This window comes from Stutzerimonas azotifigens DSM 17556 (assembly GCF_000425625.1).
GTDB lineage: Bacteria > Pseudomonadota > Gammaproteobacteria > Pseudomonadales > Pseudomonadaceae > Stutzerimonas > Stutzerimonas azotifigens.
Map to the genome: position 1 here is coordinate 6,205 of NZ_KE384413.1, position 24,443 is coordinate 30,647.

Annotated in this window: 20 protein-coding genes and 1 pseudogene; 5 read left to right on the plus strand and 16 right to left on the minus strand. The window is 64.8% G+C overall.

From position 1 onward, the window contains the following. Positions 1 to 287 precede the first annotated feature (287 nt). Positions 288 to 1,577 (plus strand): M18 family aminopeptidase, encoded by a 1,290-nt coding sequence (locus H610_RS0116430; protein ID WP_028240699.1) that lies wholly within the window; start codon positions 288 to 290, stop codon positions 1,575 to 1,577. Between the two features lie 38 nt (positions 1,578 to 1,615). Here H610_RS0116430 and H610_RS0116435 read toward each other — a convergent pair whose 3' ends face one another. After that, positions 1,616 to 2,581 (minus strand): NAD(P)H-quinone oxidoreductase, encoded by a 966-nt coding sequence (locus tag H610_RS0116435; protein WP_028240700.1) that lies wholly within the window; start codon positions 2,579 to 2,581, stop codon positions 1,616 to 1,618. A gap of 239 nt (positions 2,582 to 2,820) precedes the next feature. Between H610_RS0116435 and H610_RS0116440 the strand changes: the two genes are divergently transcribed. Both H610_RS0116440 and H610_RS0116445 read left to right on the plus strand, forming a co-directional pair. After that, positions 2,821 to 4,938 (plus strand): carboxy terminal-processing peptidase, encoded by a 2,118-nt coding sequence (locus tag H610_RS0116440; protein ID WP_028240701.1) that lies wholly within the window; start codon positions 2,821 to 2,823, stop codon positions 4,936 to 4,938. 68 nt (positions 4,939 to 5,006) lie between these two features. Continuing rightward, positions 5,007 to 6,800: a GGDEF domain-containing protein gene (locus H610_RS0116445; protein ID WP_028240702.1), complete on the plus strand. Its 1,794-nt coding sequence runs from the start codon at positions 5,007 to 5,009 to the stop codon at positions 6,798 to 6,800. 276 nt (positions 6,801 to 7,076) lie between these two features. On the opposite strand, the gene H610_RS0116450 is transcribed toward H610_RS0116445, so the two are convergent. From H610_RS0116450 to H610_RS0116465, 4 genes are all read right to left on the minus strand, one after another. Next, positions 7,077 to 7,514, minus strand: coding sequence for an SEL1-like repeat protein (locus H610_RS0116450; RefSeq protein ID WP_028240703.1), 438 nt, complete (start codon positions 7,512 to 7,514; stop codon positions 7,077 to 7,079). Then, complete coding sequence (locus H610_RS0116455) at positions 7,514 to 7,894, minus strand: hypothetical protein (RefSeq protein WP_028240704.1); 381 nt, start codon at positions 7,892 to 7,894, stop codon at positions 7,514 to 7,516. The genes H610_RS0116450 and H610_RS0116455 overlap by 1 nt, the downstream gene beginning before the upstream one ends. Next, on the minus strand, positions 7,891 to 8,214 hold the full coding sequence (locus H610_RS0116460) for a helix-turn-helix transcriptional regulator (RefSeq protein WP_028240705.1): 324 nt from the start codon (positions 8,212 to 8,214) through the stop codon (positions 7,891 to 7,893). Before H610_RS0116460 ends, H610_RS0116455 begins: the two co-directional genes overlap by 4 nt. Positions 8,215 to 8,362: 148 nt before the next feature. Continuing rightward, positions 8,363 to 8,797 carry a YkvA family protein gene (locus H610_RS0116465; RefSeq protein WP_028240706.1) on the minus strand — a complete coding sequence of 145 codons (435 nt, stop codon included), beginning with the start codon at positions 8,795 to 8,797 and terminating at the stop codon, positions 8,363 to 8,365. A gap of 648 nt (positions 8,798 to 9,445) precedes the next feature. Between H610_RS0116465 and mntA the strand changes: the two genes are divergently transcribed. Both mntA and hepT read left to right on the plus strand, forming a co-directional pair. Then, entirely contained in the window at positions 9,446 to 9,829 is a 384-nt protein-coding gene (mntA, locus tag H610_RS0116470; protein WP_028240707.1) for a type VII toxin-antitoxin system MntA family adenylyltransferase antitoxin, read from the plus strand. Continuing rightward, positions 9,817 to 10,233, plus strand: a complete 417-nt coding sequence (gene hepT / locus H610_RS0116475; protein WP_028240708.1) for a type VII toxin-antitoxin system HepT family RNase toxin — start codon at positions 9,817 to 9,819, stop codon at positions 10,231 to 10,233. The genes mntA and hepT overlap by 13 nt, the downstream gene beginning before the upstream one ends. A 511-nt stretch (positions 10,234 to 10,744) precedes the next feature. Here hepT and H610_RS24065 read toward each other — a convergent pair. The 11 genes and pseudogenes from H610_RS24065 to flgJ all read right to left on the minus strand — a co-directional run. Next, positions 10,745 to 11,502, minus strand: a pseudogene (locus H610_RS24065) (reverse transcriptase domain-containing protein); the annotation flags it as partial. A 493-nt stretch (positions 11,503 to 11,995) separates the two neighbouring features. Further along, a complete protein-coding gene (locus H610_RS0116485) occupies positions 11,996 to 12,307 on the minus strand; it encodes a ComEA family DNA-binding protein (protein ID WP_028240709.1) in 312 nt (103 codons plus the stop codon). Between the two features lie 157 nt (positions 12,308 to 12,464). Then, positions 12,465 to 12,761, minus strand: coding sequence for a flagellar protein FliT (locus H610_RS0116490; protein WP_028240710.1), 297 nt, complete (start codon positions 12,759 to 12,761; stop codon positions 12,465 to 12,467). A gap of 15 nt (positions 12,762 to 12,776) precedes the next feature. After that, positions 12,777 to 13,154, minus strand: a complete 378-nt coding sequence (gene fliS, locus H610_RS0116495) for a flagellar export chaperone FliS (RefSeq protein ID WP_028240711.1) — start codon at positions 13,152 to 13,154, stop codon at positions 12,777 to 12,779. A 251-nt stretch (positions 13,155 to 13,405) separates the two neighbouring features. Beyond that, positions 13,406 to 14,806: a flagellar filament capping protein FliD gene (gene fliD / locus H610_RS0116500; RefSeq protein ID WP_028240712.1), complete on the minus strand. Its 1,401-nt coding sequence runs from the start codon at positions 14,804 to 14,806 to the stop codon at positions 13,406 to 13,408. A gap of 79 nt (positions 14,807 to 14,885) precedes the next feature. Continuing rightward, on the minus strand, positions 14,886 to 15,239 hold the full coding sequence (locus H610_RS0116505; protein WP_028240713.1) for a flagellar protein FlaG: 354 nt from the start codon (positions 15,237 to 15,239) through the stop codon (positions 14,886 to 14,888). Positions 15,240 to 15,318: 79 nt separating this feature from the next. Beyond that, the gene (locus H610_RS24070; protein ID WP_051231823.1) at positions 15,319 to 17,907 is read right to left on the minus strand and encodes a flagellin N-terminal helical domain-containing protein; all 2,589 of its coding nucleotides are present in this window, start codon (positions 17,905 to 17,907) and stop codon (positions 15,319 to 15,321) included. Positions 17,908 to 18,319: 412 nt separating this feature from the next. Continuing rightward, positions 18,320 to 19,147: a flagellar brake protein gene (locus tag H610_RS0116515; RefSeq protein ID WP_028240714.1), complete on the minus strand. Its 828-nt coding sequence runs from the start codon at positions 19,145 to 19,147 to the stop codon at positions 18,320 to 18,322. Positions 19,148 to 19,338: 191 nt separating this feature from the next. Further along, a complete protein-coding gene (gene flgL / locus H610_RS24600) occupies positions 19,339 to 21,240 on the minus strand; it encodes a flagellar hook-associated protein FlgL (RefSeq protein WP_051231825.1) in 1,902 nt (633 codons plus the stop codon). A gap of 15 nt (positions 21,241 to 21,255) precedes the next feature. After that, positions 21,256 to 23,259 (minus strand): flagellar hook-associated protein FlgK, encoded by a 2,004-nt coding sequence (gene flgK / locus H610_RS0116525; RefSeq protein ID WP_028240715.1) that lies wholly within the window; start codon positions 23,257 to 23,259, stop codon positions 21,256 to 21,258. After that, positions 23,252 to 24,442: a flagellar assembly peptidoglycan hydrolase FlgJ gene (gene flgJ / locus H610_RS0116530; protein ID WP_028240716.1), complete on the minus strand. Its 1,191-nt coding sequence runs from the start codon at positions 24,440 to 24,442 to the stop codon at positions 23,252 to 23,254. Before flgJ ends, flgK begins: the two co-directional genes overlap by 8 nt. Between the last annotated feature and the right edge of the window lies 1 nt (position 24,443).

The window sequence follows — 24,443 nt, forward strand, 5'->3', positions numbered from 1 at the left end:
CCCTGTAGGAGCAGGCTCTGCCTGCGACCGGCCCCCACACGGCGCCGCGTCCGACGCCAGACATCCCCCTCTCCCTCCGGGAGAGGGCCGGGGTGAGGGCTGGCATGCCACGTTGCTCGCGCCCTCATCCGGCCCTGCGGGCCACCTTCTCCCGCAGGGAGAAGGGAAAGCATGCCCTTCGCCTGCCGCCTGCCGCCTGCCGCCTGCCGCCTGCCGCCTGCCGCCTGCCGCCTGCCGCCTGCCGCCCCAAATGTTAGACTGCCCCGCACTGCAGTCCGGAGTCCCCCATGCGCCAAGCACTGAACCAGGGCCTGATCGACTACCTCAAGGCCTCCCCCACCCCGTTCCATGCCACCGCCAACCTCGCCGCACGTCTGCGGGCGGCCGGCTACGAGCCGCTGGACGAGCGCGCCGAGTGGCACACCGAGGCCGGCGGCCGCTATTACGTCACGCGCAACGACTCGGCGATCGTGGCCTTCCAGCTCGGCACCCGCCCGGTGCTGGACAACGGCATCCGGCTGGTCGGCGCGCACACCGACAGCCCGTGCCTGCGCGTCAAGCCGAACCCGGAGCTGCAGCGCCAGGGCTTCTGGCAGTTGGGTGTGGAGGTCTACGGCGGCGCCCTGCTGGCGCCCTGGTTCGACCGCGACCTGTCCCTCGCCGGCCGCGTCACCTTCAGCCGGGACGGGCGCATCGAGAGCCGGCTGATCGATTTCCGCCAGCCGCTGGCGATCATTCCCAACCTGGCCATCCACCTGAACCGCGAGGCCAATCAGGGCTGGGCGATCAATGCGCAGAACGAACTGCCGCCAATCCTCGCCCAGGTCTCCGGCCAGGACATCCCGGACTTCCGCGCACTGCTGGCCGACCAGCTCAACCGCGAACACGGCCTGGTGGCCGACGCCGTGCTGGACTACGAGCTGAGCTTCTACGACACCCAGACCGCTGCGGTGATCGGGCTCAACCAGGACTTCATCGCCGGCGCGCGGCTGGACAACCTGCTGTCCTGCTACGCGGGGCTCGAGGCGCTGCTGGCCAGCGGGCCGGAACAGAGCTGCATGCTGGTCTGCACCGACCACGAGGAAGTGGGCTCGACCTCCTGCTGCGGCGCCGACGGCCCCTTCCTGGAACAGGTGCTGCGCCGCGTCCTGCCCGACGACGAGGCCTTCGTGCGCGCCATCAGCCGCTCGCTGCTGATCTCCGCCGACAACGCCCACGGCGTGCACCCCAACTACGCGGACAAGCACGACGGCAACCACGGGCCCAAGCTCAACGCCGGCCCGGTGATCAAGGTCAACAGCAACCAGCGCTACGCCACCAACAGCGAGACGGCCGGGTTCTTCCGCCACCTGTGCGTGACCGAAGAGGTGCCCGTGCAGAGCTTCGTCACCCGCAGCGACATGGGCTGCGGCTCGACCATCGGCCCGATCACCGCCGGCCAGCTCGGCGTGCGCACGGTGGACATCGGCCTGCCGACCTTCGCCATGCACTCGATCCGCGAGCTGGCCGGCAGCCACGACCTCGCCCATCTGGTCAAGGTGCTCACCGCGTTCTACGCCAGCGCCGACCTGCCCTGACGGCGGACAGGCACGGCCGCCAGGGCCGCGCCGGCGCTTCAGGTCAGCGAGGGGTCGATCACCAGCGCGATCTTGCCCGCCACGGTATTGCTGCCCAGGGTCACGAAGGCTTCCTCGGCATCCTGTACCGGGAAGGTGCGTTCGAGTTGCGGCTTCAGCTCGCCGCGGCCGAACAGCGGCCACACCTGCCGTTCCAGATCGGCCAGCAGCTCGGCCTTGAAGTCGGCGTCGCGGGTACGCAGCACCGAGCCGGTCAGCTGGATCCGCTGGCGCAGCAGGCGAGCCATGTCGATCTTGCCCTCGCGGCCGCCCATCAGGCCGATCAGCACCCAGCGTCCGTCCGGGGCCAGCAGCTGCAGGTTGAGTTCGGCATAGTTGGCGCCGACCGGATCGAGAATGACGTCGAACGGCCCGAAGTCGCGCAGGCTTTGCAGTCCGCCGTCGTGCCGCAGCGCGCCGCCCTGCGCACCCAGCGATTCGCAGTAGGCGAGCCGCTCGGCGGAGCCCACGCTCACCCAGCAGGGATTGCCGAAGGCCTTGCACAGCTGGATCGCCGCCGAGCCGACGCCGCTCGCGCCGGCGTGCAGCAGCACCTTCTCGCCGGGCTGCAGCCGCGCCAGACGGAACAGGTTGAGCCAGGCGGTGGCATACACCTCGGGAATCGCCGCGGCCTCGACCAGGCTCAGCCCCTCGGGCACGCGCATCACATGGCGGGCGTCCACCACGGCCTCCTCGGCGATGCCGCCGCCGGCCAGCAGCGCGCAGACCCGGTCGCCGACGTCGAAGCCACTGTCGACGTCCGCCTCGCTGATCACCCCGGCGCATTCCAGGCCGATGATGTCGGTCACACCCGGCGGCGGCGGGTAGTGCCCGGAGCGCTGCAGATAGTCCGCACGATTGATTCCGGCGGCGGCCACGCGGATGCGCACTTCGCCCTTGCGGCGTTCGGGGGCGGGCCGCTCGACCCATTCCACCCGGCCTTCGATACCTTGCAATGCCTTCATGCTACCTCCATATTGAGCCTTGCCTCCCGCCGAGCGGTGCCGGATGCAGGCCTGGGCTCTGTCGTGTTGTTCTGCTGCAAGCATGCCCGCTGAATCGATACCGCGAAAGTCACGGATCGCCAGACCGGCCCTGACGACCATCGGACCGCTCCGATGAACCGCCGGACCAACAGCTCGTCCGATACCTCTGCCGATGGCCTACTATGCGTAACTCTCCAGCCAAACGTTGTCCAAGCCACATGAAACGTTCGCTCACCAGCGCCGTCCTCGCCCTGGCGCTCGCCCTGCCGGCGACCGCTGCCCTGGCGAAGGCCGCCTCCCCCCAGAACTGGGATTATCTGCAACCGGACCGGGACCAGATCATCGCCAGCCTGAACGTCGTGGAGCTGCTCAAGCGCCATCATTACAACAAGCCGCCGCTGAACGACGCACGCTCGTCGAAGATCTTCGACGGCTACCTGAAGATGCTCGACCCGGCGCGCAGCTATTTCACCGCCACCGACATCGCCGAATTCGAGAAGTGGCGGACGCAGTTCGACGACTTCCTCAAGAGCGGCGACCTGGAGCCGGGGTTCGCCATCTACAAGCGCCATCTCGTACGCCTGCAGCAGCGCCTGGAGTACGCACTGGGGTTGCTGGAAAAAGGCGTCGATTCCTTCGACTTCAGCGTCGACGAGGAATTGCTGGTCGATCGTGAAAAGGCCCCCTGGGCGGCCGACAGCGCCGCACTCGACGACCTCTGGCGCAAGCGCGTCAAGGATGAGGTGCTGCGCCTGAAGATCGCCGGCAAGGAACCGAAAGCCATCGAGGAACTGCTGGTCAAGCGCTACAAGGCCCAGCTCGCCCGCCTCGAGCAGACCCGCAGCGAGGACGTGTTCCAGACCTACATCAACGCCTTCGCGCAGAGCTACGACCCGCACACCCAGTACCTGTCGCCGGACAACGCGGAAAACTTCGACATCAACATGAGCCTGTCGCTCGAAGGCATCGGCGCCGTGCTGCAAAGCGACAACGAGCACGTCAAGGTGGTCCGCCTGGTGCCGGCCGGCCCTGCGGAGAAGAGCAAGCAGATCGCCCCGGCGGATCGCATCGTCGGCGTGGCCCAGGGCAACGGCGAGATGGTCGACGTGATCGGCTGGCGGCTGGACGAGGTGGTCAAGCTGATCCGCGGTCCCAAGGGCTCGGTGGTCCGCCTCGAGGTGATCCCGGCGAGCAACGCGCCGAACGACGAAACCAGCAAGGTGGTCGCCATCACCCGCGAGGCGGTCAAGCTCGAGGAGCAGGCGGCGAAGAAGTCGGTGCTCGAGCTCGAGCACGAGGGCCATGGCTACAAGATCGGCGTGATCGAGCTGCCGGCCTTCTACCTGGACTTCAAGGCGTTGCGCGCCGGCGACCCGAACTACAAGAGCACCACGCGCGACGTGAAGAAGCTGCTCGGCGAGCTCAAGGAAGAACAGGTCGACGGCGTGGTGATCGACCTGCGCAACAACGGGGGTGGCTCGCTGCAGGAAGCCACCGAGCTCACCGGCCTGTTCATCGACCAGGGCCCCACCGTACTGGTGCGCAACAGCGACGGGCGCGTGGACGTGCTCGCCGACGACAGCCCCGGCAGCTTCTACAAGGGGCCGATGGCGGTGCTGGTCAACCGCCTGTCCGCCTCCGCCTCGGAGATCTTCGCCGGCGCCATGCAGGACTACCATCGCGCGCTGATCCTCGGTGGCCAGACCTTCGGCAAGGGCACGGTGCAGACCATCCAGCCGCTGAACCACGGCGAACTCAAGCTGACCCTGGCCAAGTTCTACCGCGTCTCCGGCCAGAGCACCCAGCACCAGGGCGTGCTGCCGGACATCGCCTACCCGGCCGACGTCAATGCCAAGGAAATCGGCGAGAGCGCGCTGCCCGAAGCCCTGCCGTGGGACAGCATCCGCGCGGCGATCGACCAGGATAACAACCCCTTCGCCCCCTTCCTGGCCGAGCTGAAGGCCCGGCACGAGGCGCGCACCGAGACCCATCCGGACTTCGTCTTCACTCGCGAGCGGCTGGCGCTGTCCAACGAGCTCATGGAGCAGCGCACGGTCAGCCTCAACGAGGAGAAGCGGCGTGCCCAGCAGGCCGACATCGAGAAGCGCCAGCTGGAGCTGGAGAACGCGCGGCGCGCGGCCAAGGGCGAGGAACCGCTGGCCAAGCTCGCCAGCGAGGAAGAGGACCTCACTGCGGCCGCCGCGACCGAGGAGAAGCCCGATCCGCAGAAGGACGCCTACCTGTCGGAAACCGGCCACATCCTCATGGACTACCTCGGCCTGACCTCCGCGGTGGCGCGACATGACGGGCAGTCCGCAGGCTTGTCATCAAAATGACATCATGGTGACGTGAAATGAAGGGGCCGCATCTGCGGCCTTTTCTATTTGGTCGTCCAGAGGCCACCATGACCGTCACCGAGCAGTTGAGCACGCTGGATCGCATCCTCGCTCAAGGCGACATCAATACCCTGTTCCAGCCCATCGTCTCGCTCTCGGAGCGCCGCATCCTCGGCTACGAGGCGCTTTCGCGCGGCCCATCCAACAGCCCGCTGCATTCGCCGCTGACGCTGTTCGCCGCCGCCCGCCACGCCGGCCGTCTCGATGCACTGGAACTGGCCTGCCGGCACAGCGCCTGCAAGCGCTTCAGCGGCGGGAAACTGCAAGGCAAGCTGTTCCTCAACGCCTCCCCCGAGTCGCTGCTCGACGCCAGCCACAAGACCGGCCGCACCCTGGCGCTACTGCAGGAGCTGGGCATTCCACCGAGCATGGTGGTCATCGAACTGACCGAACAGACGCCCATCGAAGACTTCGGCCTGCTCGACAAGGCCCTGCACCACTACCGTGCGATGGGCTTCTCGATCGCCATCGACGATCTCGGCGCCGGTTACTCCAGCCTGCGGCTGTGGTCCGAGCTGCGCCCGGACTACGTGAAGATCGACCGCTACTTCATCGACGGCATCCATCAGGACCGGGTCAAGCGCGAATTCGTCGGCTCCATTCTCAAGATCGCCCGTGCCTCGCGCGCCGAAGTCATCGCCGAGGGCATCGAACTGCCGGAAGAGCTGGCGGTACTGGCCGAGATGGGCGTCGACCTGGTGCAGGGCTATCTGATCGGTCGTCCCCAGGAGCATCCGCGCATCGACATCGACAGCCTGCTGGACCGTACCGACAGCCAGCCGGCGCTGAGCGACGGCGGTGTCGCCCTCTCCGCCCTGCTCCTGCCGCAGAAGGCCGTGCCCATGGATCGCACGGTCGCCGAAGTCCTCGAGACCTTCCGCCAGCAGGCCAGCCTGAACTCGATCGCGGTGCTCGACGAGCAGGCCAGGCCGGTCGGCATCGTGCACCGCCACCTGCTCTCCGAAGCCCTGCTGCGCCCCTTCGCCACCGACCTGCTGGCGCGCAAGCCGATCAGCCGCCTGATGAGCTCGGATTTCCTCGCGGTGGAACACAACCAGTCCCTGCAGCAGGTCAGCCGCCTGCTGACCAGTCGGGCCCGCCAGCGGATCGAAGAGGACTTCATCATCACCGAAGGCGGCGTCTACAGCGGGCTCGGACGGGTGCTCGACGTGCTCAAGCTGATCACCGAGATGAAGGTCAACCAGGCGCGCCATGCCAATCCGCTCACCCTGCTGCCCGGCAACGTGCCCATCCAGCAGTGCCTGACGCGCGTCCTGCAGCAGGCGCGGGAGGCCGTGATCTGCTACGTCGACCTGGACAACTTCAAGCCCTTCAACGACCTGTACGGCTACGCCAAGGGCGACGAACTCCTGCTCTGCCTGGCGCAATGCCTGCAGGACCGGATCGACCCGGCTTGCGATTTCCTCGGTCATATCGGCGGCGACGACTTCATGCTGGTGTTCGGCTCCGACGATTGGAAGATCCGCGTGGACGCCCTGCTGGCCGATTTCGACCAGCGTTGCCGCGCCTTCTATCACCGTGACGAACTCGAACGCGGCGGCTTCACCGGGCAGAGCCGCCACGGCACCGAGGAACGCTATGGGTTGCTGACGCTGTCGATCGGCGCGGTGCACGTACGGCCGGAACAGGCGGCCCTGGTGGACGCGGAAAAACTGGCCGCCCTCGCCTCCACGGCCAAGCACCATGCCAAGCAGCGCACCGGGCATTGCCTGCACCTGGTGGATGCGCTCGGCATCACGGAACTTGATCAGGCGCCAAGCGCCTCGGCCCGCGCTTCGTAGGGTCTGTTGCCATTTCGTTCGCGGCCGCGCCGGCGCCTGTTTTTGCGCGAGGCAAGGCACGAGGAGCGCAGTTTGGTCATTCCAATAAGCGACGAGAAACGCCGCATCGCGCAAAAACAGGCCCGTCCCGCAGGGTTGCGCGTCAAATGGCGTCATGCGGCGTTGCGGGACTTGGCAAGGGATCACCATTGCCTGCGTCCCGCGCCTTGCGGATCGCCGCCCGGCCTGGCGCCATTTGACGCTGCAACGCGGCTCGCGACGAAACGGCAACAGACCCTAATGACGCGCCTGCTCCGCATCGGCCGGCAGGCCGTGCCCGCCGACGCGGTACAGCTGCGCCAGGCGAGTCGCCGCCAGCGGATGACCGGCCTTGGCCGCCAGTGCCCACCAGCGCGCCGCGGAAACGCCGTCCGGCCCGTGGGTAGCGTCCTCACTAAGGCTGATCGCACCCATCTGGTAGGCGGCCTTGGGCTCGCCCGCCTCGGCCGCAAGCTTCAGCAGCCGGATGCCCTCCTGGCGCGCGCCCAGCCCCTTGCCGCGAAACAGCAGCAGGTGGCCGTAGAAACTCTGCGCCTGCACGTCGCCCAGCGCCGCCATCCGCGCGAACTGCCCCTCCATCCAGCGCCAGACCCCAGGGCGCTCGACAAAGGTTCGTGACGCCATCAGCCGGCGGGCGACCAGGTAACCCACCCGAGCGCGCAGACGCATCAGCATCAGGGCACCTCCGGGTAGTCGAAGTCGAAGACGCGCGCCACCTCCCCGGCATGCCAGGAGGCCGCCGCCGTGCCGTCCACCGGCCCGTTGAAACGACCGAGACGGCCGGCGCACTCGAAAAAGCCGATGCGCGGCAGCCGCTCGGCGCCCTGGCTGATGACCAGCGCGCTGCGCAACGGCCGGTTCGCGCGGGCGTCGAGCGCGGCCAGGTGCTCGAGCGCCGCGGCCAGCGTACGCATGGCCGGCGGCGGCAGCTCCAGCCGTTCGATCAGCGCGCGGTAGGTGACCAACTGGCGCTGGCGGCGGGCCTGGGCCAGCTCGTCCAGCAGCCCCTGCCAGGTCTGACGGCTGATGCGGATCGCCGACGCCTGGCCGCTCACGGCAGCGCCTCCCAGCCCGGAACCTGAAGTACACGCGCCAGGGCCCGCCTGATGGCATCGTCTGGCTGCCGCTCCCCTGCTTCGATCATGGCCAGATAGGCCGGGCTGATCCCGACCGCACGGGCCAGCTCCTGCTGGCCGAGCCCCTGCTTCTCGCGCAACCCGGCGATCTCGGCGAGCGAGGGAAGCGGTTCGCTGGTATCGGCGATCGTGCTGTCCGCTTTCAGTCGCCCGGCTTCGCGAAGCAAAGCCTGGTATTCATCCCATGGCAGTACGGCATACTCGGGTTCGCCATTGCGGGTGATGATCTGGACGCTCATCCATTCTCTTCCTGCGGAGGCCATCGTCAGGAAATGGTAGCAGCCTAACCTGTCAGAAAAAGTCACCACTCGAGCAACGAAGCCGATTTCTTGGCACCCTTCGCATATTTGCCGTAGTTCTCCCGGGCAAGCCGACGACCGGTCGCTGTCAGGCCTTCGGCTCGTTGGGCGTCGGCAGCCGATCGAGTTCCGCCCGCGCCGCCGGACCCTGCGCATCGCGCCAGGCCCGGAAGGCCTGCAGCTCGGCCGACCACTTGCTCATCACCCAGGTGAGCACCGCGATGTCGTCGAGAAAACCGAGGCCGGGAATCCAGTCCGGCAACGCATCCAGCGGCGAGACGAAATAGACCAGCCCCGCCACCGCGGCAATCAGCGCCTGCTTGCTGACGGCCCGGTATTCGCCGCGCCACCAGGCGACGCAAAGCTCCTGCAGCAATTTCAAATCTTCGCGCAGACCGCCGAGCATGCCCCCGCGGGATTTGTTCTTGCGGGCCACGGCGATCAGCAGCATCGGCAACCGCCCCTTGGCCAGGATTCGCTGGGCGACCGGCAGGTAACGAAGGAATGTCCAGGGTGCTTTCATCTCGATCTCCCGCCAGGCAGCGCCACGCCTGGCCCTTCGGCCATTATCCACAGAAGCTGTGGATAACTCTGTGAACAGCTGTTGGATGGCTCCCCCAAACGCCCGCCCCATGCGGACTTCACACAGATCGCCGTTTTTTTATACAGAAAAAAATCTCTTATTTTTCAATTAGTTGTTGACTGATGGGAGGATTAATCCCAAGGCCTGCTGGCAAAGGCGCATCAGCTGGCCTGCTATGTGTATAAGAGTAATGGTGTCAATGCTTTTTCATGCTGTTGTGACTGCCGAACGATAGCCGGGTTCGCCAGATCGCCGGTGAATAATGCCGCCTGACCAGCGTAGCGCCGTCGAACCCCGTCTCTGGCTTCACCCCCATCGTAGGAGCGAGCTTGGTCGCGAAGGAACGTAGCGCCGGCGTCGGTTCCGTTCGCGACCAAGGTCGCTCCTACATCCGAAGCGCCGCTGCGGCCCGGTAGGGTGGCCGGGCGGCGTTCCGCTTCAGCCCACCAGTCCACCCTACCGATGCATGAGCAGCGCCAAAGCAATTCCCTCTCCCATCGAGGGCCTACGTGCACGTCCCATATGTCCGCTTTCTCCCCCGGGCGTTATATGCCATCGTTACCACCAGAGTTCGCAGAGAGCAGCCCCATGAGCATCGAGGCACTCACAGCCGTACTGAAGCGCCACCCCGACATATACCTTGCCTACGTGTTCGGATCGCTCGCCACCGATAGTGCAGGGCCAGACAGCGATGTGGATGTCGCAGTGCTGGCCTCGTCCCCCCTGGACATCGAATACAGAATCCAACTGATAGAAGAGATTGCCGCGGCCACAGGGCGCCCGGTGGATCTGATAGACCTTGCCACGGTCGGGGAGCCACTGCTGGGCCAGATACTCCGGCATGGTATTCGCCTGGTTGGCGATGCCTCCCGGCATGCGGAACTGACCACGCGTCATGTTCTCAACAACGAAGACTTCATGCCTTATGTCAGACGTATGCTGGCCGAGCGGAGACGAGCATGGATCGGCTGATCATCGAACGCAAACTGGATGCTTTACAACGTTGCCTGGCACGTATTCGCAGCAAAGCCCCCAAGGAACTCGACACGCTGCTGGAAGATCTCGACCTGCAGGATGTCCTGGTGCTCAACCTGAGCCGCGCCGTGCAGATGTGCGTCGATATCGCGACCCATGTACTGAGCGAACGCAGACAGCCTCCACCGGAAACCATGGGTGGTGCGTTCGAACAATTGGCCACGGAGAAAGTCCTGACACCGGACTTGGCCGAACGCCTGAAGCGCGCGGTAGGTTTTCGCAATCTGGCCGTACACAACTATGAAGCCATCAACTGGGCCATTGTCCATAGCATCACCAGCCGGCACCTCGATGACTTCGACGACTTCGCCAGAAGCATCGCCAGTCTCGCGCTGGACTAACGGATAGCCCCGGGATTCAATCCGGAAGCCAGGCTTTCCGCCAGCGCCCCAGGAGAGGGGGGTGAGGGCTGGTACGCCCCCCTCACCCGGCCCTACGGGCCACCTTCTCCCGCAGGGAGAAGGGAAAGGCACCGGCGTGGGCCGAAGGCCGGGTACAGACGGCACGAACGGCGGGGAAAGCCTTGTTCGCGGACGAGCGCCGGAGCAAAAGATCGCGTCAATATCCACGGGATCGGCTTTGAGGGAGCAACTGTCTTTGACCGCGTAATGAGTCCCGATCGCCGGTCGCTCGGCACGCAGTCGCCGCGAGGGCGCGCAATCCACAAGATATGTGAATGCCGCAACGGGCGCGGCCTCCCACAGGGCTCGATGGCGCCGCCTGCCTTTGTGGGAGGCCCGCCCTCGGGGCGATGCACTTGTGGGAGCGGTCTCGACTGCGAACAGGGCCTGCACGATGTTACAACCAACACCCAACCACCCCCCTCGCCCTCCGGGAGAGGGCTGGGGTGAGGCCTCGCCGCTCAAGCTCACGGTCGAGTTCATCGAGCAGGATTGTTCGACAGCAACGGCGAGAGCGGGCCGCCTTGCGGCGTCCCTTCCTGCCGATGACTGACGATCCCGCCCGACATGACGCCAGCTTCGAGGTAGCGGCGGATCAGTCTGAGCACACCCTTGTCTTCGATACGACGCTCAACGCAGGCCATCAGGATGTCGTGGTTGACCCGATCAAAGAACCTCTCCAGGTCGAGTTCCACGCACCAGCGGTGACCCGCTATCACATGGACACGGGACATATCGACGGCTTGATGAGCGCTTCTGCCCGGACGAAAGCCGTAGCTGGAGTCCGAGAACAGCGGATCGAAGATCGGCGTGAGCTGTTGCAGCAGTGCCTGTTGGATCAGGCGATCAACGACGCTGGGAATACCCAATTGTCGTGTTCCGCCCTGCGGCTTGGGGATTTCGACCGCTCGCACCACTTGGGGGTGGTATTCACCGACCAGCAACCTCGCTTTGAGGATTGGCCAATACTGCTTCACGTAGCCCGCCAAGTCGGCCACCGTCATGCCATCGGCACCCGGCGCCCCCTGGTTGCTGACTACGCGCTGATACGCACGTTTCAGATTCACCGGTGCAAGCACCCGCTCCATCAACGTGTCCGGCTCCGCGTTCGTCCACGTCAGTTCTGGCCGGGACTCCGGGTGACAGTCTTCTCTGGGAGAAATTCTGCATTTCGGTTATCGACGAGACACTAACGCCTACTGGCGGCATAACCTGTTCGGCCCTTGGTGACGCGGTTAACCGTCACTTACTACGACCTCGGCTGACTTCTGTACGCTCATCCCGTCGCCTCTCGACGCCCGGTAGCACACTGGCAAACGTACAGATCTCCCAGGGTAATTCGCGCGACCTTCCTGCTTATGCCTGTCGGATCTACGTCGCAGCGTTCCGTGCAAGTATCGGGCTTTGACGATTTTCGCCGCCTCACCCCGCTGCGCCGCCTCTATCCGCTTCCTGTACAGCTGGGCGCCCCCGTCGAGCCAGCAGTTTGCCTCGGGCTTCCTTCAGATTCGCGGTCGCCCGCGACACCCTTGCCTCTGGCTAACACTTCCCCTTGCCGGGTGTGTAGAGGACTTTCACCTCCAAGTCGTCCGGCTCACCACCACGGTGAACCCGACAGCGCCAGTCACGACGCTACGCGCCATGCCTGGCGCACGAAACAGAAAGGCCGGTCAGAGACCGGCCTTCGGGAGGGAGATGACCATTACAGACCGATACGCGCCCGGTTCTTTTCCAGAATCGAAACCCCGATGCCTTTGACTTCCAGCAACTGGTCGACCGAAGTGAAGGGACCATGCGCCTCGCGATAGTCGACGATAGCCTGCGCCTTGGCCGCACCGATGCCGATCAGCCCCTTGCTGAGGGCCTCCGCATCGGCGGTGTTCAGGTTGAGCACGGTGGAGGCCTGAGCCTCGGCGACAGGCTGCGCGGCGGTCGTTTGCTCGGTAGCGAAGGTTGAAACACTGGCACCCAGCAGCGCCGAGGCGAGAAAAAGCGAAATGATGCTTTTACGCATGAGAGAAGCTCCTTGTAAGTGACTAAGCGACGTCCAGGTCGCGGTGGCACTTTAGCTTCTCTTTCATTTGCAGTCGGGAATCAAGTCACAGGACGATCATCGAGATGAAAGCCTGTATTGCGATGTTGACCTGGGCTCGCATTCTTTGACGCTGAGTTCAGCCAAACAGCTGGTAGACCTGCGCACTCTTGCGTGAATGTTGCAGATGCTGCAACTGGTTGGCTGCGTCGCGACGCCCGCTGCGGCATACGCCGATCATGCTGTTGTACAGCGCCAGCAACTGCTGCATGCATTCGGCCAGCGTCTGCGGATCGTCCTGCGGTTCAACCACGGCCTGGTTCACGGCCTGGCGGCATTCCAGGTCCAAGCGGCCCACGGCTTCCCAATCATGGGAGTCGAGCGCCTGGCGCAGAGCTGCACCTGACGCCTGCAATTGCATGACGGATACATTCATGGCGACTCCTGCAGGTCAGGCAATCCCGTCCCAGCCGGATTTGATCTGGCGCAGCAGACCTGCCACTTCGTCCAGACGCTGAGTATCGTTGTGGATGTTGGCCTCGACGAGGCGACGAGCCATGTAGTCGTAGAGGCTGTCGAGATTGGCCGCCAACTCTCCACCAGCGTCCATGTTCAACCCTTCACGCAACCCCCCGACGATGGCCACGGCCTTGCCGATCAGCTCACCCTTGAGCGCGACCTGCCCGCGCTCCAGCGCACCGCGCGCCTGGGCGATACGCTCCAGGCCGCCCTCCATGAGCATCTGGATCAGGCGATGGGGGCTCGCTTCGAGCACCTGGGCGTTGCGGTTGACGTTCTGGTATTGGCGCATGGCGGCCATGGCGTTCATGAGAAGTTACCTTGCACAGCGGTGACTGGGAATATCCCTTGTATCGACCCGGCAAAGTGGAACTTTAGGCGAATTGGATTAGAAAGAGTGGAAGCAAGGACACCGGCGCCGGGAAGCGTGCAACGCGAACCCCGGCGGGAACGCTCACAGCCGGAGAGGGGCTTTCGGGTGCTGCCCTCAACTATCTACGAAAGCGCAGGCGCACGTCACAGGCGGAAATGACGAAGTCCCAATGACGCGCTGCAAGGTCGTCAGCTGTTCTTCTGCTGCGCGGTCATGGCCTCGAACATCGAGGTGATGCTGTTGCGCGTGCTCTCCATCTGCCCAACCAGGGCGTCCATCTTGTTGAACTGGGCATACAGGCGGGTTTCCAGCGCGTCAGCGCGGCGCGACAGGTCGTCGGTCTGGTCCTGCAGGTCACTGAGGGTGGCATTCAGGTTCGTCTGCCGCTGGGCCAGGATGCCGCTGGTACCGGTGTAGGCGGATACCACCGAATCCATGCGCGTCAGCAGGCCGTTGCTGCCTGTAAAGAAGGAGCCCACGGAATCGTAGTTGGCTTCCAGCGCCGTCGCCAGCTTGTTGTCATCGACGCTCAGGGTGCCATCGGTATTGGTGGTGACGCCGAGCTGCGACAGCACGGAAAGGCCACCACTGTCCGACGAAGGCGAGGACAGCGCGCCGCGCAGCGAACTCATCAGCGTGCGCACCGAGGCATCACCCACCAGCGCCCCGGCATCCTCGACGCTGCCGTCGGCGCCTGTGGTTACCTTGGTCAGGGCGTTGGTCATCGTCAGCAGCGTGTTGTAGGCAGTGACGAAATTCTGCACCGAGGTTTTGAGACCCTCGGTGTTGGCAGTGATGGAAACCGTCGCGCTGTCATCCGTGGTGGTGCCGGTAAGCGTCAGGCTCAGGCCACTCACCGCGTTGCTGACGGTGTTGGTCTTGCTCGTCATCGACAGGCCGTCGATGCTGAACTTGGCGTTGGCCGCCTGAGTGATGTAGCCGGCGCCGCCCTCGGTGGACTGGGTGGTGCCGTCCACGTTCAGCGCCGCCAGGCTGTCATTGCTGCCGGTCACCGAGATGTCGGCGCCCTCGCCGGTGGTCTCGGAGCTGAGCACCAGGCGCGAGCCGCTTTCGTCGGTGACGATGTTGGCGGTCACTCCGGCGGAGTCGGAAAGCTTGGCATTGATGGCGTTGCGGATGTCGGTCAGGCTCGCCCCTTCGCTGACGCTGACCGAATAGCTGCCGCTGCCCACTGAAATGCTCAGGCTGCCGGCGCCGAAGGTGGCGCTGCTGCCCCCCTCCACCACGGCCGTGGCCACCTTGGAGCCACTGGCCAACTGGTCGACCTTGAGCGCATAGCTGCCGGCCACCGCGCCGCTGCTGGTGCTCACCGTCACCACGCTTTCGTTGGACGACTTGGCAGAAAGCGAAGCGAAGCTGCTCGAGACGCTCTTCAAGCTGCTCAGCGAGGCCTGGAAGGTATCCACTGCGCTTTTCAGGGTCCCCACCGCCGACAGCTTGGTGTTGGTGGTTTCGGCCAGGCGCGTGATCTGTGCTTCCTTGGGGGCGGTATCCGCCTTGACCAGGGAAGATACCAAGCCATCGATGTCGAGGCTGGAGCCCAGCCCGGTGATCGTGCTACCCGCCATAGGAGTTCCTCGCTTGAATTCTGACGCTGTTAGCGACTTTACGTTTTTCTTAGCAATTATCAGGCCACAAACGAGCCGATCAAGCCTTGGCCTCGAACAAGAGGCTGCGCATTTCTTCCAGTTGTTCGGAGAGACGCAGCGCCTCTTCACTGGGGATCTGTCGGATCAGCTCGCCAGAGTGCCCGGCATAGACCTGCACCACCACCTGTCCGGTGCTCTCGTCGAGCTCGAAGCGCAGGTCGCGGTGGGTGGACTGAACGTATTCCTGCAATTGTGAAACGGCCCGCTGCAGGCCTGCCTGGCCTGCTTCCTGCCCGCTCGACGCCGCCCGGGAGGCCTCGCCCGCGTTCACGGCAGGGTTGCGCGACTCCTCGGCCTGCGCCTGGGCGCGGGTCGGGGCAAGGTTACTACCGCCAATCGAAGTGATGTCCATGGCTGTTCACCCATGCAAAGACGGGAGAGGTGCCTGGGGCACCCCTCCCGTGGTTTCGCTCAGTTGGCTACCTGCCGGATTACTGCAGGAGGCTGAGCACCGAGGACGGCAGCTGGTTGGCCTGCGCCAGCACCGAGGTGGAGGCCTGCTGCAGGGTCTGCTGCTTGGCCAGTTCGGCGGTCTCGGCGGCGAAGTCCACGTCCTGGATGCGGCTGCGCGCCGACGAGGCGTTCTCCGCAATGTTCTGCAGGTTGGAGACAGTGCTGTCGAAACGGTTCTGCACCGCACCGAGCTTGGCCCGCTCGCTGTCGATCTGCTGCATGGCGCCGTCCAGCACCTGGATGGCGGTCTGCGCGCCTTCGGCGGTGTTGATGTCCAGGTTGCTGACGGTGGTGTCCTGGGTGACGGCGGTATTGCTGCCGGTAGTCAGGCCGAGCGCTTCGAGACCGGTACCAGCCGCGCCATCGGCGACGGTGAAGTCCTTGTCGGAGGACAGCACCAGAGCCCCATCCTTCACACTCGCAGTGACGCCGGTGCTGGCGGTGTTGATGGAGGTGACGATGCTCTCCATGTCGCTGCCGGCGGCGAGCTTCACTTCCGTACCGTTAAGGGTCACGGACGTAGCCGAGTCAAGCTTGGCGCCGGTGGTGCCCGCGGTGAGGCCCAGCTTGGCCAGGGAGCCTGCGGTGTCGTTCGACAGCTCGATGGCCTTGCCGTCAGCCGAGGTCAGCTCCAGGCGCCCGTCTTTGACCGAAGCGGTGACGCCGGTCTTGTCGGCGCTCTGGTTCAGCTTGTCGGCGATTGCCTGAGCGTCCGTACCATCCTTCAGAGTGATGGTTTCACCATTGAGCTTGATGGAGGCATCGCCAGACAGCTTGCCATCGGTAGCGCTGGCTGGAGCACCCGCTACACGGGTGATGCCGCCGTTGTTGGCGGAAAGACCCAGCACACCGAAGCCGCCATTGTCACCCTGAGCGATCTCGAAGCTGTCGGCGGAACTGAGCTTGATACTGGTGTAAGTATTACCGCCATCTGCAGAAACCTTCTCAGCAGTCACACCGCTGCCAGCAGCGTTGATCTTGTCGATCACGCTGTCGATGGATTCATCCTCGGACAGGCTGATCGTCTTGCCATTGATAGTCAGCTGGTCGTCGCCGTCGGTGGGAGCAATGAAGGCGAATACCTGCTCAGCATTTTTGGCGGTGGCGACTTCGGTGGTGCCCTTGGTCAGGCCAAGATCGGTAAGAACTGCGCTATCACCGTCGACGGAAATGTCGGAGGTGGAAGTAAAAGTCAGCTTGCCGCCGGTAGCGTCGGCTTTAATATCCAGGCCAGCATCGTTGATGCGTGCCGCAACGTCACTCAGCGAGTCACCCTTGAGTAGGGAAATCTCGGTGCCATTGAGCTTGAAGCTGGTATTAGCTTTAGTGAAACCATTGGTGGCATCAAAGGTACTGGTACTTACCACCGAGCCCGAGACTTTTGCCTGACCTGCGGTCGAGGCCTCGTAAATGGCGCCGGCGCCAGTAATCCCTACCGCGCCAGCCGCGTTACCGTCAACAGTGATATCGCCCTTGGCTTCGAGTTTGAGCTGCCCATCCTCGATGCTGGCGGTCACACCGCTGTCGCTGCTCTTGTCATTGATCCGGGCGACGACGTCCTTCAGCTCATCCCCGGCCTGCAGGGTGATATCGGTCGCTGCGTAGCCCGTCGCATTGATCGTCAGCGTATCGGCAGTGGATGCCACGATGCCGCCGGCATTAAAGCCCGTCCCGGTGACGCTTGCACGGCCACTGGCAGCCACGGCGTAGCTGTTGGAATCCGAAGTAAAGCCGATGGCGCTGCCGTTGGCGACCTCGATGCTCTGGCTGGAAGTCAGAACCAGCTTGCCGTTGTCCTTGCTGGCGGTGACGCCGGTATAGTCCTTTTGGTCATTGATCGCACTAATGGCGGCATCGATGTCATCACCACTAGCAAGCGCGATACCAATGCCATTGATATTGACCGAACTGTTCGCAGTCGGAGCGGTATAGGTACTGCCGGTCAGGCTGACCGGATCGGTGCTGTTGCCGTTGGCGGCGCCGATCGACGAGCCGGTGACCGAGGCGGTCATGCCCTTCTGCGCACCACCGACGCTGGAGGCGATGCTGTAAGCGCCCTTCAGATCCTTCGCCGCTACACCACTCAAGCTAAACGAAACGGTCTGGTTGGCATTGGCGCCGATCTGGAAGCTGGTGCTGCCGAAGCTGCCGTCCAGCAGGTTCTTGCCACCGAAGGAGGTGGTGCTGGCGATACGGGTCAGTTCGCCGGACAGGGCGGTGAATTCCTGCTGCAGGGAGGCGCGGTCTTCGTCGCTGTTGGAGCCGTTGGCCGACTGCAGGGCCAGTTCGCGCATGCGCTGCAGGATGTTGGTGGATTCCTGCATGGCGCCTTCGGCGGTCTGGGCGATGGAGATGCCGTCGTTGGCGTTCTTCACCGCGGTGTTCAGGCCGCTGATCTGGCTGGTCAGGCGGTTGGAGATCTGCAGACCGGCGGCGTCGTCCTTGGCGCTGTTGATCTTCAGGCCGCTGGACAGGCGCTCCATGGAGTCGCCCAGCTTGCTGGCGGCGGTGTTCAGGTTCTTCTGAACGTTCAGGGAAGTGATGTTGCTGTTGACGGTCAGGGCCATGATGCTGTCCTCCAGAGGACTCTAGTGTTTGCCTGAGCTTGCGACCCTCGGGGCTGGCTCTCTCAGGCACCCATGAAGTTCGCGTTCGATCTCCTTATCGGCGCGGAGCCGGGAAGCTTTAGGCGAATCCATGAGGTTTTTTCGCCTTGGCTTGACAGCCCTCACACCTCGGCGCGCCGGGGTTTCCGGAGGAAACGAACCCGCGCCACCTGAGAGGGTTATCGGCCGTCTGGAAGAAACTTGAGGGCAAAGTGCCTTTATTGTCGAAACCGGCGTCGGGGCGCGGTGTACCGGTAGCGGTGCCTGGCAGACGGCCGGGCGCGAGCTCCCGCCCGATGTCGGCTCCGCCGCAGGCGCCAGGAGCCCCGCGACCGAGCCGTTGCGACGGCTACCCAAGCAGGCTCGACAGCCCCTAGACCAGCTCCTGCACGAGGTTCTGGTAGACCACGCTCATCAGCGCCAGGCGTTCCTGCTCGCTGAGGTCGATGAACTCGAGCCCGGTGGTGCACGGAGCCTGATGCGTCGATTCGGGCTGGAAGGTCCGCACCACCGCGCGCAGGCTCAGGTAGATGTCCATGCCGCCGGGCTGGACACGAAAGGAGAGCCTGACCTCGTCGCCGATGGCGGCAATGGCCCCGGCACTGAGCACCCGCGCGCCGCCCATGCTGAGGTCGGCGACACGCCCGGCGACATTGCCGCTCGCACCGCCAATGGCGGTCACCAGGTCTACCCGGGTACGCGCGGACTTGCGGATACGGGTGGACTGCACCGTTTCCGGGTAGGCCAGGTGCAGGTAGGGAAAGGGGCTGAGCTGCGTCTTGAGCACGCGGGTACGGTAGGCCAGCGCATCCTGCCCGACGAAACCGCGAACGAGAAAGACCTGCCCCTCGCGGACGAACAGCAGCTTGCCGTTGATAGCGGGCGCGGTTACCAGCAGGCTCACCGGGGCCAGATGCCCGACGACCTTGACCATGTGGCGCTCGCTCGGGGTATCCCACGGTTGGATCTGCAGGTTGTCGCCGGGTTGCAGCTGCAAACGCGGCGCGGCCGGCTTGCTCGCCGCCTCGTCCTCGGCCGCCGGGTCGCGATAAAGCCCGCGCGCCAGCAGTTCGTCCAGCCCCTGGGCGTCCGCTATGACCTCGCCGGGGCGAAACAGCGGTCGACCTTCCGCGTCGAACAGGGTGCAGGCCAGTGGGGTGCCGATCTCGACTTGCTCTTTGTGCACGGGAATCAGAGCCATACGGCGCGCTCCAGAAGGACGAGCAGCGAACATAGCAGCGCCCAGGCGACGGCGCTATGGCTATATGCCATTACGGCGCACTACCGGAAGGCGGCCTCCCCTTGCCCGCCGCGCCTGCCCGAGCGCATCCACCGGCCCGAGACGCGTGCGCCGCCGACGGTTGCCAGCGCCCGACAGGCACCGCCCTTCCATCACATGCGGTCGAACAGGCTCAGCTGGCTGATCTTCACGAATGCCATTTGTGCCGCTTCGAGAATGGTCTGCTGCAGGTTCAACTGGGTAATGGCCTCCACCGGATCCATGTCGCGGATAGCTGACTGGATGCTCTCGTTGTTGATCTGCAGGCTCTCGTTCTCGGTCGTCAGCGATTCGATGGCGTTGAGCCTGGCGCCCACCGAGGAGCGCACTGAGGAGACCTGGTTCGCGCCGTTGTCCAGGTTGGCGATGGCATTGGCGATCTGGTTGCGCTGCTCGATCCCGGCGGCCTCGTTGCCGTCGGTGGGCACCAGCAGCGCCTGGCGCAGGGTGGAAACCGTGTCGAGGATGCTCTGGGTGCCCTGGCTCCTGGCGCCCACGGAGAACTGGTCGCCCGCCTGTGGTGTGTCGCTGAAGGTGAGGGTCAGGCCGTAGGCGGAGATTTCGGCATTGTCGGCACCGTATTGGCCGGTGATGATCGTCCTGCCGCCCGAGACCAACGAATACTGCAACGTGCCGTCGTCGTCACTGAACACCACCTCGAAGCCCGCCGCTGGAATGGCGGACAGGCTGCCCGTGGCGCTCATGCTCACGGAAGCGCCGCTGGGGTTGCCCGCCTTGGCAATGACGTTCGGCCCGCTGCTCTGCGCGCCGATGTCGAAGGTGTAGCCGGCCAGAGCCTCGTCCAGATCGGTGCCCGCCGGCAGGTCGCGGGTGAGGCCGTCGAGGGTGAACTCCACGCCACGGAAGGTGAAGCGGGTGCCGCCGTCGACGCTCGGGTCATAATGCCCGCTGTAGGCCGCGGTATTCGACAGGCCGCCATCGGCATTACGCGGATAGATGGCAAAGCTGCTGCCGTCGATGATCTGGAGCTGATAACTGCTGCCGGCGAACTCGTTGGCGTAGGCGTAGCTGTCCACCACCCGCCCCTGGGACAGGGTGAGCGCCTGCTCCTCGGCGCCGAAGGTGAAGGATTGGCCGGCGAGCGCCGCACCGATAGTGTCGGTATCGTCCCCTTCGGCATAGCTGAGGTCGAGCTTAAGCGAAACGCCATTCACTTGGATGCTGGTCGAGCCGGCGTCGTCAAGGTCCAGCGTACCGACCAGGTCATCGTCTGCATCGGACACCAGGTTACCGCTGGCGTCGAACACGCTGTAGGCACCCTCGACGCCGATCTCGATTCGATAAGGCTGGCCCGCCTGGAAGTCAGCGTACTGGTCCGGGCCCGTCACCACCGGGCGTGCGGCGGTCAGGCGCTGGGCCTGGCCTTCCGGCAAGGTGGTGGTCGCCATGGCCAGGGTCGTGGAGCTCAGGCTGGTCTGCGTGGCAGAGGCATTGGCGATGTTGTAGAAGGTATTGAAGCCACTGTCGTTGGTGGCCAGCGTCATGCCGTCGGTGACCTGCAGCTTGAGCTGGTTCTGGTCGCCCTGGTAGCTGTAGCTGCCGTCGGCATTCTTCACGAACGGCTGCGTGCCGCTGTTCGCACCGGCGAAAATGTATTGGCCGTTGACGTCCTGGCTGTTCATCAATCCCAGCAGCTGCGCCTCGATCTGCTCCAGCTCATCGGCGACGGCCTTGCGGTCGGCGTCGCCATAACTGCCGTTGTTGACGCCCAGCGCCAGCTCGCGGGCACGCTGCAACACGTTGCCGATGGTGCCCAGGGTGGCGTCTTCCTGCTTCAGGGTGTCTTCGGCGCTGCCCAGGTTCTTCGCGTACTGCTCGAGCCGTGCGCTTTGCTGCTCAAGCTGCAGCAGCCGCGCGGCGCCCACTGGATCGTCCGCGGCGGTCTGGATGCGCTTGCCGCTGGAAATCTGCTCGTAGGCCTTGTTGACGTTCGAATAGATACGCTGCTGGCTCGAGAGGCCGCCATTGTATATCTGCGATGTGGAGACGCGCATAACAACCTCGGACTATCAGATCGAACTGAGCAGGGTGTCGAAGATGCTTTGCGCCACCTTGATGACCTGCGCAGAAGCGTTGTAGTACTGCTGAAACTTGATCAGGTTAGCGGCTTCCTCGTCCAGGTTCACGCCGGAAACCGACTCACGTGCGGCATTGGCCTGGGTCAGTACCGCATCCGTGGCGGTACCGTCCAGTTTGGCCTGAGACGAAATGGCGCCGATGCTGCTGACCAGTTGGCCATAGTCGTCGCCGAAGCTTTGCGCGCCACCGACCGTCTTCGCCGTCTGCAGGCCGATCAGCGCCAGGGCGTTGCGGTTGTCGCTGCTGTTGGCGCCGGTGCGACTCAGGGTAAAGCTGTCGCCATTGGCCGGCGTGCCGGAGAACGGGATTTCCAGAGTGAAGTCATCATTGTCGCCAGCCGCGGATCCCTCGACAGTAAGGATCAACTTGCCGTCGGCGACGGTCCCCGAAGCGAGGCTCGAGCCTTCGGGATCGGAGCCATAGACGCTGAAGGTGGACGCGTCGGTGAACACCAGCTTCACCGGCAGCGCCCCGTCCAGCACCGCCTGACGGGTTGCATCCAGCGTGCTGCTCACCACCGGCTCGCCGATGACGCCCGAGCCGACGTTACCGGACGTGGCCTCGGCCTTGACCGGCGAGGCCAGGGCCAGGGCCCTGGCATCGGTCTGGGTTACGCTCAGCGCCGCTGCCGCGCCGCGCGTGGGCTGCAGGCTGATCTTCTCGTCGCTGGCGGGGGTACTGCTGAGGGTGACGGTGAACCCCTGGTCGACACCCTTGGCATCCTGCAACGACAGCGATCCAGCAGCATCGACGGTGACGCTCATCTGCGCGCCATCGCTCAGCCGCTTGGCGCTATAGGCTCCCGTGCCGCTGTCGTACTGCAGGCTGTAATCGCTGGCCTGGATGAGCGATGAGTCGGTGATCGACAACATGCCTGTGACCGGAGCCTGGGTCGGATCGCTCGGCGAACCGCTGGAAGACACCCGCTGCGCCTGCAGCTCGCTGCTGTTGATGTCGGCGAAAAGGTTCGAACCCCAGTCACCGTTCAGGTCCACACCCTGGCCCAGCTGGCCGTTGAGCTGGTCGGCCAGCACCAGCGCCAGGCGGTTCACCTGGGCCTGTGCCGGCGCCAGCACTTCACTGCGATAGCGCAGCAGGCCACCTATTTCGCCACCCGAGACAACGCCGGTCACGTCGATCCGGGTGCCGCTGCCGGTGGTCAGGGCGAGCGTGGAATTCTGGCTGTTGCCGGCCGGCGGCACCACCGACAGGCTCGAAGCGGTATTTCCCACCACCAGCGGCTGGCCGTTCCCCATGTAGACGGCGTAACCGCTGTCCTGGCTGACCACGCTGAGCGAGACCAGCTCGGAGAGCTGGCGCACCGCCTCTTCACGGGCATCGAGCAGGTCGTTGGGCGAGGCGCCGTTGGCGCTGGCCTGCATGATCGACTGGTTGTAGCCGGCGATCGCCTTGCTTAGCGAGTTGACCTCGTCGGCGCGGCTGGAGAGCTGGTCATTGACGTAGCTGGCCTGGTCCGACAGCTGGGCGGACACGCTCTGGAAACGGCCGGAAAGGGTGTTCGCCGAACTCAGGAAGAGCTGCCGCGCCGTCAGGTCGGTCGGCTGCTGGGACAGCGTCTGCAGATTGGTGAAGAAACTCGACAAGACGCTCGACAAGCCGGTGTCGGTGTTGGACAACAGCGCATCCACCTGGCTGACCTGGCTCAGAAACGTCTGCGCCTCGCTGTTGAGCGAGGTGCTGGTGCGTACCTGGGTCGTGAGGTAGTCGTTGTAGACGCGCCGGATTTCGGCCAGGCTGGTGCCGTTGCCAATGTAGTTCAGGCCGTTGAAGGCCGATGCCGGCGCGGTCTGCTGAACCGTTTGCTGGCGACTGTAGCCGGCGGTGTCGGCATTGCTGATGTTGTGCCCGGTAGTGGTCAGGGCCGCCTGGCTGGCGGTCAACCCCGACAGGCCGAGGGAAATAAGGCTAGCCATTGGTGCTGCTCACTCCTGCGGCCGCGATGGTCTGGTAGGTCTGCATCTGGCGAGCGATCTGGTTGATCTTGCTGGCGTAGTTCGGATCGGTCGCATAGCCGGCCTTCTGCAGTTCCCTGACGAACTGTTCGGCGCTGGTGGCACCCAGCGCATGGCGGTAGCGGCCGTTGCTCTGCAGGAAGCTCACGTAGTCGTTGAAACTGTCGCGGAACGAACCATAGCTGCGGAACGAGGCCTTTTCGGTCACGGCGGTGCCGGCGACATATTCACGCGTGTTGACTCGCATGCTGTCGCCGCCCCAGCCGTGGGCCTTGATGCCGAACAGGTTGTGGCTGCTGCGACCATCGCCGTGCTGGATGATCGACTTGCCCCAGCCGGTTTCCAGCGCCGCCTGGGCGACCAGGTAGCGCGGCTCGACGCCGAGGCGCTGCGCGGCCTGCTCGGCCATCGGCATCATCGCCGCGACGAACGCCTCGGGGGTTTCGAAACGTTGCTTGAGGTCGGCCTGGGCCACGCCGTTGTAGGTAGCACGGGTCGGCAGCTGGCTGACCGGCATCGGGCGCGGGGCGCGATAGCCGAGGTCCACCAGCGGGCGCGGCTCACGCGTGGACGGCTGCGTCGCGCTTGCGGCCAGAGCGGCCTCTGCGCTCGCTTCGGCGGCCGGCGCTTCGGCGGCCGCCTGGCGCGGGGCCAGCCTACCAGGCAACGCCAGGCGGCGCAGGTTGAGCGCCGAACGGTCGTCGCGGCCGGCAACCCCGTCGGGCAGCGGCCTGGCCGTGTGATCGACGGCGGCGGTCGGCACCGCGTCGGCCGCCGTCTGCGCGAAGGGATTCGGCCGATCGCCGCCGGTCTTGTCCTTGGCCATCTGCCGTACCAGCATGTCGGCCAGCCCGATGCCCCCACCCTGCTTCGACAGGGTCACCGACAGTTGCTGATCGTACATGTCCTGATACTGCTTGGTGGTCTCGCTCTGGGTCAGATCGCTGCCTTCTGACAACACCGCGTTGGCCGAGCGCATCGACTTGAGCATCTGGTTCAGGAACAGCGATTCGAACTCCTGGGCCACCTTGCGGACATTGGCCTCGCTGTCGCGATCCTTGCCCTTGAGCTGGCTCAGGCGATTGATATCGGTGTAGGCGCCGCTGTCGACGACGTTGCGCACACTGCCCAGTTGCGAGTCCATG

Excerpts from the sequence above, each read along its gene's own strand:
- H610_RS0116490 (WP_028240710.1), bottom strand. The coding sequence starts at position 12,761 with ATGAATGTATCCGTCATGCAATTGCAGGCGTCAGGTGCAGCTCTGCGC.
- H610_RS0116505 (WP_028240713.1), bottom strand. The coding sequence starts at position 15,239 with ATGGACATCACTTCGATTGGCGGTAGTAACCTTGCCCCGACCCGCGCC.
- flgJ (WP_028240716.1), bottom strand. The coding sequence starts at position 24,442 with ATGGACTCGCAACTGGGCAGTGTGCGCAACGTCGTCGACAGCGGCGCC.
- H610_RS0116460 (WP_028240705.1), bottom strand. The coding sequence starts at position 8,214 with ATGAGCGTCCAGATCATCACCCGCAATGGCGAACCCGAGTATGCCGTA.
- H610_RS0116515 (WP_028240714.1), bottom strand. The coding sequence starts at position 19,147 with ATGGCTCTGATTCCCGTGCACAAAGAGCAAGTCGAGATCGGCACCCCA.
- H610_RS0116450 (WP_028240703.1), bottom strand. The coding sequence starts at position 7,514 with ATGCTGATGCGTCTGCGCGCTCGGGTGGGTTACCTGGTCGCCCGCCGG.
- H610_RS0116430 (WP_028240699.1), top strand. The coding sequence starts at position 288 with ATGCGCCAAGCACTGAACCAGGGCCTGATCGACTACCTCAAGGCCTCC.
- fliD (WP_028240712.1), bottom strand. The coding sequence starts at position 14,806 with ATGGCGGGTAGCACGATCACCGGGCTGGGCTCCAGCCTCGACATCGAT.
- mntA (WP_028240707.1), top strand. The coding sequence starts at position 9,446 with ATGAGCATCGAGGCACTCACAGCCGTACTGAAGCGCCACCCCGACATA.
- hepT (WP_028240708.1), top strand. The coding sequence starts at position 9,817 with ATGGATCGGCTGATCATCGAACGCAAACTGGATGCTTTACAACGTTGC.
- H610_RS0116465 (WP_028240706.1), bottom strand. The coding sequence starts at position 8,797 with ATGAAAGCACCCTGGACATTCCTTCGTTACCTGCCGGTCGCCCAGCGA.
- fliS (WP_028240711.1), bottom strand. The coding sequence starts at position 13,154 with ATGAACGCCATGGCCGCCATGCGCCAATACCAGAACGTCAACCGCAAC.
- H610_RS0116440 (WP_028240701.1), top strand. The coding sequence starts at position 2,821 with ATGAAACGTTCGCTCACCAGCGCCGTCCTCGCCCTGGCGCTCGCCCTG.
- H610_RS0116485 (WP_028240709.1), bottom strand. The coding sequence starts at position 12,307 with ATGCGTAAAAGCATCATTTCGCTTTTTCTCGCCTCGGCGCTGCTGGGT.
- H610_RS0116445 (WP_028240702.1), top strand. The coding sequence starts at position 5,007 with ATGACCGTCACCGAGCAGTTGAGCACGCTGGATCGCATCCTCGCTCAA.
- H610_RS24070 (WP_051231823.1), bottom strand. The coding sequence starts at position 17,907 with ATGGCCCTGACCGTCAACAGCAACATCACTTCCCTGAACGTTCAGAAG.
- flgK (WP_028240715.1), bottom strand. The coding sequence starts at position 23,259 with ATGGCTAGCCTTATTTCCCTCGGCCTGTCGGGGTTGACCGCCAGCCAG.
- H610_RS0116435 (WP_028240700.1), bottom strand. The coding sequence starts at position 2,581 with ATGAAGGCATTGCAAGGTATCGAAGGCCGGGTGGAATGGGTCGAGCGG.
- flgL (WP_051231825.1), bottom strand. The coding sequence starts at position 21,240 with ATGCGCGTCTCCACATCGCAGATATACAATGGCGGCCTCTCGAGCCAG.